This window comes from Streptomyces sp. (assembly GCF_035645055.1).
Taxonomy (GTDB): domain Bacteria; phylum Actinomycetota; class Actinomycetes; order Streptomycetales; family Streptomycetaceae; genus Streptomyces.
The window spans coordinates 51,946-69,521 of record NZ_DASQNH010000008.1 but is presented as its reverse complement, the minus strand read 5'-3'; the positions used below and the strand labels follow the sequence as shown (position 1 = coordinate 69,521).

The 17,576-nt window shown below is 73.8% G+C and carries 16 protein-coding genes; 9 read left to right on the top strand and 7 right to left on the bottom strand.

Features of this window, described 5'->3' with window-relative positions; genetic code table 11:
• Positions 1-2: 2 nt before the first annotated feature.
• The gene (locus VE614_RS02825) at positions 3-794 is read right to left on the bottom strand and encodes an adenosylcobinamide-GDP ribazoletransferase (protein WP_324931351.1); all 792 of its coding nucleotides are present in this window, start codon (positions 792-794) and stop codon (positions 3-5) included.
• A 62-nt stretch (positions 795-856) separates the two neighbouring features.
• On the opposite strand from VE614_RS02825, the gene VE614_RS02820 reads away from it, so the two are divergent.
• Entirely contained in the window at positions 857-1,621 is a 765-nt protein-coding gene (locus VE614_RS02820) for a hypothetical protein (protein ID WP_324931348.1), read from the top strand.
• Here the strand turns inward: VE614_RS02820 and VE614_RS02815 are convergent.
• Both VE614_RS02815 and cobT read right to left on the bottom strand, forming a co-directional pair.
• The gene (locus VE614_RS02815; RefSeq protein WP_324931345.1) at positions 1,522-2,262 is read right to left on the bottom strand and encodes a hypothetical protein; all 741 of its coding nucleotides are present in this window, start codon (positions 2,260-2,262) and stop codon (positions 1,522-1,524) included. The genes VE614_RS02820 and VE614_RS02815 overlap by 100 nt on opposite strands.
• A gap of 87 nt (positions 2,263-2,349) precedes the next feature.
• Positions 2,350-3,474, bottom strand: coding sequence for a nicotinate-nucleotide--dimethylbenzimidazole phosphoribosyltransferase (gene cobT, locus VE614_RS02810; RefSeq protein WP_324931342.1), 1,125 nt, complete (start codon positions 3,472-3,474; stop codon positions 2,350-2,352).
• 178 nt (positions 3,475-3,652) lie between these two features.
• On the opposite strand from cobT, the gene VE614_RS02805 reads away from it, so the two are divergent.
• Positions 3,653-4,705, top strand: coding sequence for a class I SAM-dependent methyltransferase (locus VE614_RS02805; RefSeq protein WP_324931339.1), 1,053 nt, complete (start codon positions 3,653-3,655; stop codon positions 4,703-4,705).
• Positions 4,706-4,790: 85 nt separating this feature from the next.
• On the opposite strand, the gene VE614_RS02800 is transcribed toward VE614_RS02805, so the two are convergent.
• A complete protein-coding gene (locus VE614_RS02800) occupies positions 4,791-5,999 on the bottom strand; it encodes a bifunctional adenosylcobinamide kinase/adenosylcobinamide-phosphate guanylyltransferase (RefSeq protein WP_324931336.1) in 1,209 nt (402 codons plus the stop codon).
• A gap of 114 nt (positions 6,000-6,113) precedes the next feature.
• Here VE614_RS02800 and VE614_RS02795 point away from each other — a divergent pair, with 114 nt between their 5' ends.
• Positions 6,114-6,368: a hypothetical protein gene (locus VE614_RS02795; RefSeq protein WP_324931333.1), complete on the top strand. Its 255-nt coding sequence runs from the start codon at positions 6,114-6,116 to the stop codon at positions 6,366-6,368.
• Between the two features lie 112 nt (positions 6,369-6,480).
• Here the strand turns inward: VE614_RS02795 and VE614_RS02790 are convergent, their stop codons facing one another.
• Positions 6,481-7,185, bottom strand: a complete 705-nt coding sequence (locus VE614_RS02790; RefSeq protein WP_324931391.1) for a class I SAM-dependent methyltransferase — start codon at positions 7,183-7,185, stop codon at positions 6,481-6,483.
• An 80-nt stretch (positions 7,186-7,265) separates the two neighbouring features.
• Positions 7,266-7,913: a DUF3043 domain-containing protein gene (locus VE614_RS02785; RefSeq protein ID WP_324931329.1), complete on the bottom strand. Its 648-nt coding sequence runs from the start codon at positions 7,911-7,913 to the stop codon at positions 7,266-7,268.
• A 282-nt stretch (positions 7,914-8,195) separates the two neighbouring features.
• Between VE614_RS02785 and VE614_RS02780 the strand changes: the two genes are divergently transcribed.
• The 6 genes from VE614_RS02780 to VE614_RS02755 all read left to right on the top strand — a co-directional run bounded on the left by VE614_RS02780 (position 8,196) and on the right by VE614_RS02755 (position 17,253).
• On the top strand, positions 8,196-8,966 hold the full coding sequence (locus VE614_RS02780; RefSeq protein ID WP_324931389.1) for a PspA/IM30 family protein: 771 nt from the start codon (positions 8,196-8,198) through the stop codon (positions 8,964-8,966).
• Between the two features lie 23 nt (positions 8,967-8,989).
• On the top strand, positions 8,990-9,271 hold the full coding sequence (gene pspAA / locus VE614_RS02775) for a PspA-associated protein PspAA (protein WP_324931326.1): 282 nt from the start codon (positions 8,990-8,992) through the stop codon (positions 9,269-9,271).
• A 115-nt stretch (positions 9,272-9,386) separates the two neighbouring features.
• Complete coding sequence (locus tag VE614_RS02770) at positions 9,387-10,604, top strand: sensor histidine kinase (RefSeq protein ID WP_324931324.1); 1,218 nt, start codon at positions 9,387-9,389, stop codon at positions 10,602-10,604.
• Positions 10,605-10,626: 22 nt separating this feature from the next.
• Positions 10,627-11,313: a response regulator transcription factor gene (locus tag VE614_RS02765; RefSeq protein ID WP_324931321.1), complete on the top strand. Its 687-nt coding sequence runs from the start codon at positions 10,627-10,629 to the stop codon at positions 11,311-11,313.
• 154 nt (positions 11,314-11,467) lie between these two features.
• The gene (locus tag VE614_RS02760) at positions 11,468-14,575 is read left to right on the top strand and encodes an efflux RND transporter permease subunit (protein WP_324931318.1); all 3,108 of its coding nucleotides are present in this window, start codon (positions 11,468-11,470) and stop codon (positions 14,573-14,575) included.
• Between the two features lie 476 nt (positions 14,576-15,051).
• On the top strand, positions 15,052-17,253 hold the full coding sequence (locus VE614_RS02755; protein ID WP_324931315.1) for a protein kinase domain-containing protein: 2,202 nt from the start codon (positions 15,052-15,054) through the stop codon (positions 17,251-17,253).
• 12 nt (positions 17,254-17,265) lie between these two features.
• Here VE614_RS02755 and VE614_RS02750 read toward each other — a convergent pair whose 3' ends face one another.
• Positions 17,266-17,469 (bottom strand): hypothetical protein, encoded by a 204-nt coding sequence (locus tag VE614_RS02750; protein ID WP_324931312.1) that lies wholly within the window; start codon positions 17,467-17,469, stop codon positions 17,266-17,268.
• Positions 17,470-17,576 lie beyond the last annotated feature (107 nt).

The following is a 17,576-nucleotide window of genomic DNA, read 5'->3' as shown; positions in this document are numbered from 1 at the left end:
TCTCACCCCAGGGCGAGCACGACCAGCGCCGTCGTCGCCGCCGTCTCGGCGAGCCCGCCGAACACATCGCCGGTCACCCCGCCGAACCGGCGCACGCAGTGCCGTAGCAGCAGCTCCGCCGCGCCGATCGCGAGCGGCACCGCGAGGACCGCGCGGCCGACGTCGTACGCCCCGAGAAGCGCGCCCCCGCCCGCCGCCGCCCCGAGCACCAGCAGCGCCACGAGCAGCGCGCCGCCGCGGGGCACGACGCCCGCGACCGCCGCGCCCAGCCCTTCCGGGCGGGCGGCGGGCACCCCGGCGCGGGCGGCCAGGGTGAGCGCCAGCCGGGCCGCGGTGGCCGCGACCACGGCGGCGAGCGCGCCCCGGGCCCAGGAGCCGGCGTAGGCCTCGGCGAGGGCGGCCGTCTGGGCGAGCAGCACGAAGAGCAGGGTGATCACCCCGAACGGCCCGATGTCCGACTGCTTCATGATCCGCAGCGCGTCCTCGGCCGGCTTCCCGCTGCCCAGCCCGTCGGCGGTGTCGGCCAGTCCGTCCAGGTGCAGTCCCCGGGTGAGCGCGGCCGGTACGGCGGCGGAGGCCACGGCGGCGAGCAGCGGACCGGCGCCGAGGAGCAGGAGCAGCACCCCGGCCGCCGCCGCGAGGACGCCCACGACCAGCCCCGCGACCGGGGCGCACAGCATCCCGCCCCGGGCGGCGTCCCGGTCCCAGCGGGTCACCCTCACCGGCAGGACGGTGAGCGTGCCGAAGGCGAAACGGAGGCCGTGCGCAGGGGATACGGGCGAGAGGGGAGACACGCCGGAAGGGTACGCGACCGTTCGAACGGCGCCCCGAGTCGAATCCGGCCACACTGGGACGTATGGGGCAATGGCTGGAACGCAACATCGTCGAACCCGGCAAACTCCCCCTGCTGCTTGCCCTCGCCGCCTTCGTCCTCACCTTCGCGGTGACCCGGCTGATCACCCGCATGATCCGCGCGGGCAAGGGCCCCTTCCGCAACGTCCAGGGGGCGGGCGGAGTCCACATCCACCATGTCGTCCCCGGAGTCGTGCTCACCGTCATCGGCGGGTTCGGCGCGGTGGCCAGCGGGCGGGAAGGACTCGGCCCGGCGCTGTGCGCGGTGCTCTTCGGGATCGGCGTGGGGCTGGTGCTCGACGAGTTCGCGCTGATCCTGCACCTGGACGACGTCTACTGGAGCGAGGCGGGCCGCAAGAGCGTCGAGGCCGTGGTGCTGACGGTGGCCGTGGTCGGCCTGGTCCTCGCCGGCTTCTCCCCGTTCGAGGTCGACGGCGTCGACGACGAGGAACGCCAGGGCCGGGGCACCGTCATCGCCACCGTCGCCGGAAACTTCGCCTTCGCCCTCGTCGCCCTCTGCAAGGGCAAGCTGCGCACCGCGCTGTTCGGCACGGTCGTGCCCCTCGTCGCCCTCGTCGGCGCCGTCCGCCTGGCCCGCCCCGGCTCCGCGTGGGCCCGCCGCTGCTACGCCCGTCGCCCGCGCGCCCGCGCCCGCGCGACCCTGCGCGCCTACCGCCACGACCGCCGCTGGACGGGGCTGTCCCGCAAGCTCCAGGACTGGATCGGCGGCGCTCCCGACGAGCCCGTCCGCGCCCTGGACCACCGCTGACGCAGGGCGGTGACCGCGCACAGCGCCGACACCGCCGCGATCGCCGCCAGGTGCTCCTTGCCGGCCAGGTTCTCCTTCACCAGCACCTCGACCACCATCGCCGCGATCACCGCCCCGGCGGTCAGGTACGCGCGGTGGCGCCAGCCGACGTACACCGCGAGCCCCACCACGGCCGCCGACGGGCCGGTGTCCACGACGTGCGCGTCCGCCGCGGGCAGGCCCAGCGGGACATCCGGGCCGAGCGCGATGCCGAGCCGGGCGTACAGCGTCCCGGCGAGCGTGGCGGCGTAGGCGAGCGCGAGGGTGCGGCGGCGGCCGAGACAGAGCTCCGCGATGCCGAAGACCAGCAGGATCTGCGCGAGCGCGCCCCACACCGGCAGGTCGAGGGCCGGGACGAAGAGGGAGAGGGGCGTGCGCAGCAGGGCGAGCCACAGCGGGTCCGCCGCGCGTACGGTGCCGGCGCCCTGCACCAGGCCGTAGCCCCACGGCGTGCCGTGCGCCCCGTGCAGGACGGCGGTCAGGCAGACCGCCCCGACGGTCAGCGGGACGGCCCCCGCCCACCGCCGCCGCGGCAGCGGTGGGCGCACGGCCGCGTACAGGGGGCCCCATTCGGCGCGGGCGAGACGGACGAGCGTGTTCATCGCCCGGGAAGACCGTGCCGAAGGGGGAGGAGTTGAGCGAAACCGGCGTGACCTTGGTCGCTCAGGTCACGCCGGCCATCGGCTCGCTCAGGCTTCCTGCTTCTCCGCCGCCTCGTCCGCCTCGATGTCGGCGTCCGCCTCGGCCTCGGCGCCGGCCTTCCCGGCCGGGGCCTTCTCCGGCAGCTCCGCCGCCAGCGCCGCCGCGGACTGCACCAGCGGCAGCGCGAGCAGGCCGCCCGCGCCCTCGCCCACCTTCACGCCGTGTGTCAGCAGCGGCTCCAGCGCCATCCGGTCCAGCGCCTTGGCCTGGCCCGGCTCCCCGCTGTCGTGCCCGGCCAGCCACCAGTCCGGCGCCCGGAACGCGATCCGCTGGCCCACCAGGGCGCACGCGGCGGCCACCACGCCGTCCAGGATCACCGGCATCTTCCGTACCGCGCTCTGCAACAGGAACCCGGTCATCGCGGTCAGATCGGCGCCCCCGACCGTCGCCAGCAACTGCAACTGGTCGCCGAGCACCGGCCGGGCCCGCCGCAGCGCGTCCCGGATCGCGGCGCACTTGCGCATCCACGCCAGATCGTCGATGGCGAGCCCGCCCCGCCCGGTCACCACCGAGGCGTCCGTCCCGCACAGCGCGGCCACCAGCACGCCCGCCGCCGTGGTGCCGCCCACGCTGACGTCGCCGAGGACCACCAGGTCCGTCCCCGAGTCGGCCTCCTCGTCGGCGACCGCGACCCCGGCCCGGAAAGCGGCCTCCGCCTCCTGCGGGGTCAGCGCGTCCTCGATGTCGATCCGCCCGCTGCCGCGCCGCACCCGGTGCCGTACGACATCGGCGGGGAGCGTGTCCGGGTCGCAGTCCAGCGCCATGTCCACGACCCGCACCGGCACCCCGGACCGCCGGGCCAGCACGGCCACCGGACGGGCGCCCTCCAGTACCTCGCGCACCAGCTCGTGGGCGCTGCCCGCGGGCCGCGCCGAGACGTTCAGCTCGGCGATGCCGTGGTCACCGGCGAACAGCACCACCCGCGGCTGTCCGACCGGCCGCACCGCCGCGGTGCCCTGCGCCGCGGCCAGCCACTCACCCAGGTCGTCGAGGCGCCCCAGCGATCCGGGCGGCACGATCCGGCGCTCCCGGCGCGCCTCGGCGTCCCGGCGCACCCCGCCGTCGGGGCGCTCGATGAGATCGGTGAAGTCGTCGAGATTAAGCGAGCTCATTCGCCGAACAGTACCGGCACCGGTCGAACGGGGCGGCGCCACCGGGGCACCACGCGGTCGCCACGTCGTTGCACCCAAGATCGTGATCCCATACGTTCCCATTTGCCTGTGTACGCGTATGTGTACGGGTATGCATCCGTCCGTACCTGTATGTGAGTGCCCGTCCCGGGAGCCGCCGATGCCGTCCTTGCCCGCCGCCCCACAGGTGACCGCCCGCCGCCGCGCCGCCTGCCTCGCCGAACTCGCCCAGGGCATCGAGCGGTTCCACGAACCGCGCCGCGAGCACTGCCCCTGGTGCGGCTCCCGGCGCCTGCGCACCCGGTTCTCCGTGCCCGACCTCCTCCAGGGCAGACCCGGCACCTTCCGCGTCGACGTGTGCCGCGACTGCGCCCACGTCTTCCAGAACCCCCGGCTCACCCCCGAAGGGCTGGCCTTCCACTTCCGCGACCCACAGCCGCGCACCGGCGACGCGCGCGCCTCCCGGCGGCGGATGCGGGCAACGGCCCGCGCGATGCTGGCGTACGGGGAACCGGAGGGCTGGCTGGACGTCGGCACCGGCGACGCGGACTTCCCGGCGGCGGCCCGGGAGTTCTTCCCGTACACCGCGTTCGACGGCCTCGACCCCACCCCGCGCGTCCTGAGGGCCCGCGCGGCGGACCGCCTGGAGGAGGCGTACGTGGGGCATCTGACGACCCACGGGATCACCGCGGGCCTGCGCGCCCGCTACGACGTCGTCAGCCTGCTGCACCAGCTGAACCGGGCCCCGGACCCCCGAGCCGACCTCCACGCGGCGCTGAGCCTGGTCCGCCCCGGCGGGCACCTCCTGGTCGAACTCCCCGACCCGACCAGCACCTTCGCGACGATCCTGGGCAGATGGTGGCTCGCGCACACCCAGCCCCGCCACCTCCACCTCATCCCGCCGGCCAACCTCAGGGCGGAGCTGGAGTCCCAGGGCTGCGCGATCGTCCGCACGGACCGCCTCCACGCCCCCCACGACCTGTCCACCGCGACGACGCTCGCCCTCACCCACGTCCTGCCGCCCCAGGACGCCCCCTGGCGCCCCATCCCCCCGACGGAGTTCCAGCAGGCCCTCCGCGCGGCTCTCACCTGCGCCACCGCGCCCCTCACCGCGGCCGCCGCGGCGGCGGACCACGCCCTGGCCCCCCTGCTCCGCCGCACCGGCTTCGCGAACACCTACCGGGTGATCGCCCGCAGGGGGCAGGTCTCCTGAGGGGGTGTCTCGTCGATCAGGCCGGATCAGGGAGCGGTGCCGCACACGGCGAGCCCGGCCTGATCGGCGAGACGCCCCCAGGGGGCTATCCCCGCAGCACCAGCGCCTGCCCCGCCACCACCAGCACCACCTGCTCGCACTCCCCGGCGACCGCCGCGTTCAGCCGCCCCAGCTCATCGCGGTACCGCCGTCCGGACGCCGTCGCCGGAACGATCCCGGAACCCACCTCGTTCGACACGGCGACCACCACCCGCCGCGTCTCCCGCACCGCCGCCGCCAGCTCCCGCACCCGGTCCCGCAGGGCGCGCTCACCGCCGTCGGCCCACTCCGCGTCGTCCCACGCCCCGACCGAGTCCATCGCGTCGGTCAGCCACAGCGACAGACAGTCGATCAGCAGCGGCGGCCCCTCGTCCTTCAGCAACGGCACCAGAGCGCACGTCTCCACCGTCCGCCACGACCCCGGCCGCCGCTCCCGGTGCGCCGTCACCCGGGCCGCCCACTCCCCGTCCCCACTGCGCGTCCCGCCGGTGGCGACGTAGACCACATCGGGGAACGCCTCCAGCCGCCGCTCGGCCTCCACCGACTTCCCGGAGCGTGCCCCGCCCAGCACCAGCGTCCGCAGCGGCACATCCGGCACGTCCTCGTACGCCCCCACCGCCAGCGTCGTGCCGTCCGGCACCGCCCGCGCCCCGGCCGCCGCCAGCCGCCTCCGCAGTTCCGCCCCCGGCGGCACATCGTGATCGAGATGGACGGCGACCACGTCCGTCGTCGGCCCGACCGCCCCCACCGAGCGCAGCCGCGCCAGCGCGTCCGGCCGCCCCACCACATCGGCCAGCACCATGTCGTACGGCTCCGCCTGCGCGGTGCCCTCCTCCAGCCCGGCCGGGGCGCCCCCGGGCGGCAGATACAGCAGCCGCTGCCCGTCCGGCCCGGACACCGCGTACCCCGTGCCCGGCGCGTCCATCGCCACCGCCCGCACCCGGTGCCCCGTCAGCAGCGCCAGCTCCCGCCCGTCCGGCACCCGGCCGGGCTGCGGCAGCCCGGCCGGAACCTCGACGGGCGGCCCGTCGTGCGGATGCGACAGCAGCACCTGCCGCACCCCGCCCAGCGACCGCCCCGCCCGCGCCGCCGCGAACGCCGCGCCCGGCGTCAGGTCCAGCAGCAGCGTCCCGTCCAGGAGCAACGCGGTCGCCGCCCGCGCGTCCGGCCCCAGCGCGGTCGCACAGGCCGCGCAGGGACAGTCGGGGCGGGGGAGTCCCGCGGGGGCACCGGTGCCGAGCAGAGTCAGTTCCACGGACCCGATTTTCGCGTGTCCCCGCAGGTCTTGCGCGTCCGGCTAGGCTCAGGGCAGGAGCCGGAACCAAGATCCGGCCTGTGCTCTGCTGGTGCCGACACCTGGGAGGCGTACATGGCGGCATGGACGTGGCGGTTCGAGAAGACCGACGGGACGGAGGTCCAGCCCGCGGTGCAGCCCGAGGAGTTCACCACGCAGGGCGACGCCGAGTCGTGGATCGGGGAGCACTGGAAGGACCTGCTCGACGGAGGCGCGGACCAGGTGCGCCTGTACGAGGACGGCACGGAGATCTACGGCCCGATGAGCCTGCACGCGGAGGACGCGGAGGGCGCGGCGGACACCGCGGACGCCGCGGACGCGGTGTCCTAGCGGCGGCCGTCACCGGAGACGACCGAGGGGCGGCCCGCACCGGGCCGCCCCTCGTGTTCTGTTCCGTCCGGCGCCGTGTGCTGTTCCGTCCGGTGTCCGCGCACGGCGGCCGTCAGCCCCGTACGCCGCACAGGTGCAGCAGCGCCGCGACCCCCCGGTACGGGTCCGTCCGCCCGGCCCGCTCCTCCACCGCCAGCAGCGCCTCCAGGTCGGCCGGCGCCTGAGCGCCGTCCGCCGCCGTGTCCGTGAAGACCCGTACCCCGTACCAGGCGTGCAGCGGCGCCCCGATCCCGGCGAGCGTGGCGGTCAGCGTGCTCAGCCGGTCGGCGCGCACGTCCAGCCCCAGCCGGTTCCGGTACGCGGTGGTGTCGAAGGAGGCCAGCGCCCCCGCCCAGTCCCCGGACAGGCCCGGCCGCATCGCCAGCGCGTCCCCGTTGCGCACCAGCAGCGACAGCAGACCGCCCGGCGCGAGCACCCGCGCCAGCCCCGCCAGCAGCGGATCGGGCTCCTCGACGTACATCAGCACGCCGTGGCAGAGCACCACGTCGAAGCTGCCCGGCAGGAAGTGCACCCCTGTGTCGCGGCCGTCGCCCTCGATGATCCGCATCCGCTCCCGGATGCCCTCCGGCTCACCGGACAGCGCCGTGCGCGCCGCGGCGATCATCGTCGGATCCCGCTCCAGACCGGTGATCTGATGCCCGGCCCGGGCCAGCCGCAGCGCCTGCGTGCCCTGGCCCATCCCCACGTCGAGCACCCGCAGCCGCTGCCCGACCGGGAACCGCCCGGCTATCTGCTCGTCGAGCTGCCGGGCGACCAGCTCCTGTCGTACGACATCGCGCAGACCGCCCACCTTGCTGAGCCAGGCGTCGGCCGCATCCCCGGTGAACGGCGCAGCGCTCAGGGCCGCTCCCCGCGCTTGACCTGCGGCTTGGGCAGCCGGAGCCGGCGCATCTGGAGGGAGCGCATCAGGGCGTAGGCGACGGCGCCGCGCTTGTTGTCGTCGGGGAAGCGCTCGGCCAGGCGCTTCTTCAGGCGGAAGCCGGTGACGAACGAGTCCAGCACGATCAGCACGATCACCACGAGCCACAGCAGCAGCGCGATGTTCTGCAACGCGGGCACCCGCACCATGCTCAGCACGAGGATGACCACGGCCATCGGCAGGAAGAACTCCGCGATGTTGAACCGCGAGTCGACGAAGTCGCGCGCGAAGCGGCGCACCGGGCCCTTGTCCCGGGCCGGCAGATAGCGCTCGTCCCCGCCCGCCAGCGCCTGGCGCTGCCGCTCCAGGGCGGCACGGCGCTCCTCGCGCTGACGCTTGGCGGCCTCCTTGCGCGTCATCTGCGTGTTGGCCACGCTGCGGCGCTGCGACTGTGCCTCGCTGCGCTTGGGCGTGGGGCGGCCCTTGGGGGCCTGCGGGTCACGGGGCTGCTTGGAGTCGGTCACCTGCGCCTTGTCGGCGACGGTGACCTTCTCATCCTTGGTGGCACGGCTACGGAACACAAAACCCAAGGGTACGGGGTGCGCGGGGTTGGACCCCAGCCCCACGGGGAACGATCCGGCAACACCAGTCGTCTGTAAGGGGACAGAGGGGACGATGCGCACACCCCGCACCCCTGGCGGGCACTCGGGGCGCACCCGGGGATCACCTACTCCCTACGCCGGAGAGGATGTCCTCCTCAGTCGTCCTTGGGGATGAGCGCATCCGTCGCCGAACAGTGCGTCAATGGAAGCAGGGCCCGTACTGTGGGTTCTGTCGCAGAGCTGGAGCCGGAGTCCGTCAGAAGGGGGCGCGCGAAGCCCATGAGCGGTGTCATGAAGCGTATGGGGATGATCTTCCGCGCGAAGGCGAACAAGGCCCTTGACCGGGCCGAGGACCCGCGCGAGACCCTCGATTACTCGTACCAGAAGCAGCTGGAGCTGCTCCAGAAGGTGCGCCGCGGTGTCGCGGACGTCGCCACGTCCCGCAAGCGCCTTGAGCTCCAGCTCAACCAGCTGCAGCAGCAGTCCACCAAGCTGGAGGACCAGGGCCGCAAGGCGCTCGCGCTGGGCCGGGAGGACCTGGCCCGCGAGGCGCTCTCCCGCCGCGCCGCCCTCCAGCAGCAGGTCACCGACCTGGAGACCCAGCACGCGACGCTCCAGGGCGAGGAGGAGAAGCTCACCCTGGCGGCCCAGCGGCTCCAGGCCAAGGTCGACGCCTTCCGCACCAAGAAGGAGACGATCAAGGCCACCTACACCGCGGCCCAGGCGCAGACCCGGATCGGCGAGGCGTTCACCGGCATCTCCGAGGAGATGGGCGACGTCGGCCTGGCCATCCAGCGCGCCGAGGACAAGACCGCCCAGCTCCAGGCCCGCGCCGGCGCCATCGACGAGCTGCTCGCCTCCGGCGCCCTCGACGACCCCACCGGCATGGCCAAGGACGACATCCAGGCCGAGCTGGACCGGCTCTCCGGTGGTACGGATGTAGAGCTGGAGCTTCAGCGCATGAAGGCCGAGCTGGCCGGAGGCACGTCCGGCGGTCAGCAGGCCATCGAGGGCGGCACCGGAGCGCAGCAGCCCCAGCAGCAGCCGCAGGACGCCCCGAGGTTCGACAAGCAGTAGGGGCCCACGCCGAGGAGGGCGACATGATCGTACGGATCATGGGGGAGGGGCAGGTGCGGCTGGCCGACAGCCACCTCGCCGAGCTGAACGAGCTGGACGACGAACTGCTCGCCGAGATGGAGCAGGGCGACGGCCCCGGCTTCCGCCGCATCCTGAACGCCCTCCTGAGCCGGGTCCGGGAGCTGGGCACCCCCCTCCCCGACGACTCCCTCGAACCGTCCCAGCTCATCCTCCCGTCCCCCGACGCGACCCTGGACGAGGTCCGCGACCTCCTCTCCGACGGCGGCGGCCTCATCCCCGGCTGACACCCACACGGCCCCAGGGAACCCCACGGGTCTCCTGGGGGCCCCGCCGGTCTCCGGGCCAGGGGCTGCGACCCACCCGGGACCGGGACGGGCGGTCCCGGATAGCGTGGGCTGAGTGAGCACCATGGAGCGCGCCCGGCGTCGACTCAAGGCACATCCGATGGCGCTGGACGCGGCGCTGGCCGCGGGTGTGCTGGTCTGCATGGTGGCCGGGTCCTTCGCGGACCCGCACGGCAGGCACGGCGTCAGCTGGAGCCTGCGCACCCCGGACGGGCTGAGCCTGCTGCTGATGGCCCTCGGGGCCGCCGCCCTGGCGTTCCGCCGCCGTGTCCCCCGCACGGTTCTCGCCTTCACGGGCGCGCTCTCCCTCGTCGAGTCCGCCACCGGCGACCCCCGCGCCCCCGTCGCGATGTCCGCCGTGATCGCCCTCTACACCGTCGCCTCCACCACCGACCGCCCCACCACCTGGCGCGTCGGCCTGCTCACCATGACCGTGCTGACCGGCGCCGCCATGCTCTGCGGCCCGCTGCCCTGGTACGCCCAGGAGAATCTGGCGATCTTCGCCTGGACGGGCATCGGCGCCACCGCCGGCGACGCCGTCCGCAGCCGCCGCGCCTTCGTCCAGGCCATCCGGGAGCGCGCCGAGCGCGCCGAACGCACCCGCGAGGAGGAGGCCCGCCGCCGGGTCGCCGAGGAGCGTCTGAGGATCGCCCGCGATCTGCACGACGTCGTCGCCCACCACATCGCCCTGGTCAACGTGCAGGCGGGAGTCGCCGCCCACGTCATGGACAAGCGCCCCGACCAGGCCAAGGAAGCCCTCGCCCATGTCCGCGAGGCCAGCCGCTGCGCCCTCAACGAACTGCGCGCCACCGTCGGCCTGCTCCGCCAGTCCGGCGACCCGGAGGCCCCCACCGAGCCCGCCCCCGGCCTGGACCGCCTCGACGAACTCGTCGGCACCTTCCGCAACGCGGGCCTCCGGGTCGAGGTCGCCCGCACCGACCACGGCACCACCCTGCCCGCCGCCGTCGACCTCGCCGCGTACCGGGTCATCCAGGAAGCCCTCACCAACGTCCAGAAGCATGCCGGGACGGCCGCGAAGGCCGAGGTCAGCGTGGTGCGGGTGGGTCCGCACATCGAGATCACCGTCCTCGACGACGGCTCCGGCGACACCCCGCCCGCCGACAGCGGCGGACACGGCCTGCTCGGCATGCGGGAACGCGTCACCGCGCTGCGCGGCACCCTCACCACCGGTCCCCGCTACGGCGGCGGCTTCCGCGTCCATGCGATCCTGCCGGTCGAGAGCCGTGCGGGTGCCGAAGGGGAGCCCGGATGACCATCGCCGAGGGGGAGCCCGTATGACCATCCGTGTCCTGCTCGCCGACGACCAGGCCCTGCTGCGCAGTGCCTTCCGTGTGCTGGTCGACTCCGAGCCCGACATGGAGGTGGTCGGCGAGGCCCCCGACGGCGCGGAGGCGGTGCGGCTGGCGCGGGAGCGGCGTCCCGACGTGGTCCTGATGGACATCCGGATGCCCGGCACCGACGGGCTCGCCGCGACCCACCTGATCACCGCCGACCCGGCGCTCGCCCACGTCCGGATCGTCATCCTGACGACCTTCGAGGTCGACGACTACGTGGTGCAGTCGCTGCGCGCCGGCGCCTCCGGCTTCCTCGGCAAGGGCAGCGAGCCGGAGGAACTGCTGAACGCGATCCGGGTCGCGGCGGGCGGCGAGGCGCTGCTCTCCCCGACCGCCACCAAGGGCCTGATCGCCCGCTTCCTCGCCCAGGGCGGCGACGGCGCGGACGGCGAGCACGACCCGGCCCGCGCCGACCGGCTGGACGCGCTGACCGTCCGTGAGCGCGAGGTGCTGGTCCAGGTCGCGGGCGGCCACTCCAACGACGAGATCGCCGAACGCCTCCAGGTGAGCCCGCTGACCGTGAAGACCCACGTCAACCGGGCCATGGCCAAGCTGGGCGCGCGGGACCGGGCCCAGCTGGTGGTGATCGCCTACGAGTCGGGGCTGGTCCGTCCGAGGGTGGACTGACCGGGTACGGCGCTACTCCAGCCGCAGTATGCGCCGTATAAGGAAATGGACCTGGGGGCGACGGCCGGGGCGTGCGCCATGGACCAGGGTGTTGGGGTGGGCGCCGGTTTGCGCCCACTGCTTCGCTCAGGCCACGGAAGAGAGACGCTGACCCATGTCCTGGCTGTCGAGATTCAGCCTCGCACAACGGGCCCTGATAGGGCTGATGTCCATCATCGCGCTCGCCTTCGGGGCGATAGCGATACCGCAGCTCAAGCAGCAGCTGCTGCCCACCATCGAACTGCCCATGGTGTCGGTGCTCGCGCCGTACCAGGGCGCGTCCCCGGACGTGGTCGAGAAGCAGGTCGTCGAACCGATCGAGGACAACCTGGAGGCGGTCGACGGCATCACCGGCGTCACTTCCACCGCGAGTGAGGGCAACGCCGTCATCGTGGCGTCCTTCGACTACGGCATCGACACCGACCAGCTCGTCGCGGACGTCCAGCAGGCCGTCAACCGGGCCCGTGTCCAGCTCCCGGACGACGTGGACCCGCAGGTCGTGGCCGGTTCCACCGACGACATCCCGACCGTCGTCCTGGCCGTCACCTCCGACAGCGACCAGCAGGCCCTCGCCGACCGGCTCGACAGGACCGTCGTCCCGGACCTCAAGGACATCGACGGCGTCGGCCAGGTCACCGTGGACGGCGTACGGGACCTCCAGGTCACCGTCACGCCGGACGACCGGAAACTGGCCCGGGCCGGGCTGACCGCCCAGTCCCTCGCCGAGGCGCTCCAGGCGGGCGGCGCGACCGTCCCGGCCGGCTCCTTCGACGAGGGCGGCGCCAACCGCACCGTGCAGGTCGGCGGCGGCCTCACCTCCCTGAAGCAGATCGAGGACCTGATGGTCACCGGCGAGGGCGCGCGGCGCCCCGTCCGCCTCGGTGCCGTCGCCGAGGTGAAGCAGGAGGCGGCCCGCGCCGACTCCCTCACCCGCACCAACGGCGAGCCCAGCCTCGCCGTCGCCGTCACCATGGACCGTGACGGCAGCGCGGTCGCCATCTCCGACGCCGTCCGGGACAAGCTGCCCGGGATGCGCGCCGACCTGGGCTCCGGCGCCGCCATCACCGTGGTCAGCGACCAGGGCCCGGCGGTGTCGAAGTCCATCGAGGGCCTGACGACCGAGGGCGCCCTGGGCCTGCTCTTCGCGGTCCTGGTGATCCTCGTCTTCCTGGCGTCGATCCGCTCCACACTGGTGACGGCGGTCTCGATCCCGCTCTCCGTGGTCCTCGCCCTGATCGTCCTGTGGACCCGTGACCTGTCGCTGAACGTCCTCACCCTCGGCGCCCTGACCATCGCCATCGGCCGGGTCGTCGACGACTCGATCGTGGTCCTGGAGAACATCAAGCGGCACCTCGGCTACGGCGAGGAGCGCCGGGAGGCCATCCTCAACGCGGTCCGCGAGGTGGCCGGCGCGGTCACCTCCTCCACCCTCACCACCGTCGCCGTGTTCCTGCCGATCGGCCTGGTCGGCGGCATGGTGGGTGAGCTGTTCGGCTCCTTCTCGCTGACCGTGACGGCCGCCCTGCTGGCGTCCCTGCTGGTCTCGCTGACGGTCGTCCCCGTCCTGTCGTTCTGGTTCCTGCGCGCCCCCAAGGGCACCCCGGAGGACGCCGGCGAGGCCCGTCGGCTGGCGGAGGAGAAGGAGGCGAGGAGCAGGCTCCAGCGGATCTACGTCCCGATCCTGCGGTTCGCCACCCGCCGCCGCCTGACCAGCGTGGCGATCGCGGTCGTCGTGCTGATCGGCACCTTCGGCATGGCCCCGCTGCTGAAGACGAACTTCTTCGACCAGGGCGAGCAGGACGTCCTCACCGTCAAGCAGGAGCTGAAGCCCGGCACCAGCCTCGCGGCGACCGACGCCCAGGCGAAGAGGATCGAGAAGATGCTCGACGGCGTCGAGGGCGTCGAGGACTACCAGGTCACCGTCGGCTCCTCCGGTTTCATGGCGGCCTTCGGCGGCGGCACCGACACCAACCAGGCGTCGTACTCGGTGATGCTGGCGGACTCGGCGACGTACGAGGACGTCGAGAAGGCCATCGACGAAGGCCTGAAGAGGCTCGACGGCATCGGCACGACGACCATCGCCGCCGGTGACGGCTTCGGCAGCCAGGACCTGAGCGTGGTGGTGAAGGCCGCCGACGCGACGGTGCTGCGCGAGGCCGCCGAACAGGTCCGCGAGGCGGTCGCCGGCCTGGACGACGTCACCGACGTCACCAGCGACCTCGCCCAGAGCGTCCCGCGGATCTCCGTCCGGGCCAACGAGAAGGCCGCCGCGGCCGGCTTCACCGACCAGACGCTGGGCGCGGCCGTCACCCAGGCGGTCCGCGGCACCACCGCCGCCCGGGCCACCCTGGACGACACCGAGCGGGACGTCGTGATCCGCTCGGCGCGCCCCGCGGACACCCTGGCCGAGCTGAAGCGGCTTCCGCTGGGCCCGGTGAAGCTGGGCGACATCGCGGACGTACGGCTCGTCGACGGCCCGGTCTCCATGACCCGCATCGACGGCCAGCGCGCCGCCACCATCACCGCCAAGCCGACCGGCGACAACACCGGCGCGGTCAGCGCCGACCTCCAGTCGAAGATCGACGCGCTGGACCTTCCGGCCGGTGCCACGGCAGAGATCGGCGGTGTCTCCGAGGACCAGGAGGAGGCCTTCGCCAACCTGGGCCTGGCCATGCTGGCGGCGATCGCGATCGTCTTCATGCTGCTGGTCGCGACGTTCCGTTCGCTGGTCCAGCCGCTGATCCTGCTGGTCTCCATCCCGTTCGCCGCGACGGGCGCGATCGGCCTGCTGGTCGCGACGGGCACCCCGATGGGCGTCCCCGCGATGATCGGCATGCTGATGCTGATCGGCATCGTGGTCACCAACGCGATCGTCCTGATCGACCTGATCAACCAGTACCGCGCCCAGGGCCACGGCGTCGTCGAAGCGGTCGTCGAGGGTGGCCGCCACCGTCTGCGCCCCATCCTCATGACCGCCCTGGCCACCATCTTCGCCCTGCTGCCGATGGCCCTCGGCATCACCGGCGAGGGCGGCTTCATCGCCCAGCCGCTGGCGGTGGTCGTGATCGGCGGCCTGGTCACCTCGACCCTGCTCACCCTGCTCCTCGTCCCGACGCTCTACGCCATGCTCGAACTCCGCAAGGAGCGGCGCGCGAAGAAGCGGGCGGCCAAGCGGGCGGCGAAGGCGGAGTCGGAGAAGGTGCCGGAGCCGGCGAACGTGTGACGCGTACGGCGCGCGAACGGCCGGGTCCCGCGATGCGGGGCCCGGCAGCGCCCACCGCACCGCCGGGTTGTTCTGCAGCGATCCGTGCTGCTCCCACGGCGTGAACGCGGGCCGGCCCGCCCCCACGTGCGCGCTGGACAGCCGGGGCACCCGCCCGTCGCCGCCCTCGTCGACGCCGTCTATGGTGAGCCGGGGGGCCAGTACCCCCTCACCGTCCACGACGGCCGTGGTCGGCGTCGGCTGCAGCACGCCGCTGACCGGCACGTACTCCACTCCGCAGGCTGCCCCGCGCCCGATTCCCGCAAGTCGGCGTGGAACCTTCCCGCGTCGCTCAGCAACTCCGCGTCCGGCCCCGGCAGCCCGCCCGGTTACGGCGGCGAGCACCCCCGGACCTCCGCACGGACGCCTCCGAAACGTGACCGGCGGTTACGTATCCTGTGGCCGCGAACTGCTCAACGGGGGAAGGGAACCGGGCGGTGACACTGCGCAAGGACGATCCGCGGTCACTCGGCGGGTACAAGCTGATCGACCGGCTCGGAGCCGGGGGCATGGGGGTCGTCTACCGGGGCAGAGCCCGCTCCGGGCGCGAGGTCGCCGTCAAGGTGGTGCACGCCCAGTACGCGCAGGACCCCGTCTTCCGGGCCCGGTTCCGCCAGGAGATCGAGGCCGTCCGCAAGGTCAGCGGCGCGTTCACCGCGCCCGTCGTGGACGCCGACGCGGAGGCGGACCGGCCCTGGATGGCCACCCAGTACGTCCCCGGCCGGTCGCTCGCCGAACGGATCCGGGCCCAGGGGCCGCTCCGTGTCACCGAGTTGCGGCGGCTCGCGCTGGGCCTGGTGGAGGCGCTGCGGGACATCCACCGGGCCGGGGTGGTGCACCGCGACCTGAAACCGGCCAATGTGCTGATGGCCGAGGACGGGCCCCGCGTCATCGACTTCGGCATCTCCCGCGCCACCGAGAACCTCACCCTGACCGAGACCGGCCAGATGATCGGCACCCCGCCGTTCATGTCCCCGGAGCAGTTCACCGACGCCCGCTCGGTGGGCCCGGCCTCCGACGTCTTCTCCCTCGGCGCGCTGCTCGCGTACGCCACGACCGGGCGTGGCCCCTTCGACGCGGAGAGCCCTTATCTGACGGCCTACCGGGTCATCAACGACGAGCCCCTGCTCGACGGGGTGCCGCGGCAGCTGCGCGTCATCCTGGAACGCTGCCTGACGAAGAAGCGCGAGGAGCGCCCCGGACTCGACGAACTGGCCCGCGAGTTCGCCACGGTCCTCCCCGAACCGGACCCCGTCGACCAGCAGACCGTCACCCTGCGCCTCGGCCCGCCGGCTCCGCGGGCGGACACCACCCACTCCGGCACGGTGACCGGCCGGGACACCGAGCGGCCCGCCCGCCGCCCCGGCCGGCTCCGCCCCCTGCCGGCCGTCACCGGCACGGTCGGAGCGCTGCTGCTCGGCCTGACGGCGTATCTGCTGGGGCCCGGCGCGGACGGCGGGGCCTCCCCGAACGGCACCGACTCCCGGTGGGAGAGGATGCCCGCGGGCTGGCGCCCGTGGCAGACGAGCGTCGTGGACACGAAGGCCGCAGTGACCGTGCTCGGCGGGAGCAGCGTCGCCGGCGAGTCGCGGTGCGCGCTGCACCGGGCCGCCGTCTACTGCGGCGGCGACAAGACGCTGCCGGTGCGCGTGGACGCGCTCGACGGCAGGCTCCGCTGGCGGACCACCGACCTGTTGCCCCAGGGGAGCCCCCGGGACACGTACGCCGCAGGCGCCGTCCTGGGGGCGGAGGACGAGGCGGTGATCGTGCGCCGGTCCGTCTCCGACGACGAGGCGGGGGACGAGACCGTCAGCCTGGTCGGCCTGGACACCGGCACCGGGCGACAGCTGTGGGCCCATGAGGTCAAGGAGGAGACCATGGTCCCGGTCGTCGCCGGAGGCCTGGCCCTGTCGATGGACGGCAGTGTGCTCACCGCCCGCTCACCGCGGACCGGAGCCGAGCGGTGGACGGTGGAGGTGCCCGCACAGTACTACTGCTGGTTCGCCACGGAAGCCCACCCGTACCTGTACCTGGAGTGCGAACACGAGGAGAAGGACTCGTTCCTCCTGCGGCTCCGTTCCTCCGACGGGTCCAGCCACAAGGTGACCCCGCCGGCCGGAAGCGGGCATGCCGGCACCCTGGACGGGCGGCTGGTCTTCCTGGAGGGGGTCGAAATGATGACCGACGACGAGCAGTACAAGGCCGTCGTGCTGCTGGACCCCGCGACCGGGGCCCGCGAACGGGTGCCGCTGAAGGAGCCACTGCGAGGGCGCGTCGCGTTGGCCGACGGCACCCTTTGGTCGGCCACGTCCAGCGGCATCGTACGGGCCGTCTCGGTGCGGACGGGCGAGGAGTTGTGGCGGACCGAGACCACCTTGGAGCAGCCCAGCACGCCCCTGCTCCGGCGGGCCGACGACACCCTGTTCGCGGCGAGCCTCAGCGGCAGGGTGGCGGCCCTGGACGCCGACTCGGGGAAGCTGCTGTGGGAGACGCGCCCGCGGGCCGAGCAGGTGCTGGACGACGGCTGGTCCCGGTCCGAGCTGTTCCTGCACGGCGGCGCCGTGATCGTGGCGACCCCGGACGGCACCCTCTTCACCATCGACCCCGCTCACCCCGAGCGGAAGCCGGCGTCGGGGTGAGCGGTGAGCACCTCAGCCGCAGGGGCCGATGACGCTCCGGTCCGCGACCCCGCTCCGGTAGTCGATGACTCCGGTGACACGGACGCAGGGCCCGGGCGCGGTGATGGAACGCGGACCGGCCCGGTACGGGTGACGGCCCGAGTCCCCGCCGGAGCCGACCACCGTGCAGGCGTTGGCGTCGGCCCTCTCGCGGCACCGGTCGGTCCGGACCGACATGCGTGTACACCCTCGCCCTCCCTGCCGCCGTATGCCCAGCAGAGTGGCCGCGCGTGGAGCGTTCGGGTGTTCGCTCGAACGCGGAAGGCCCCGTCCGTGCGGAACGG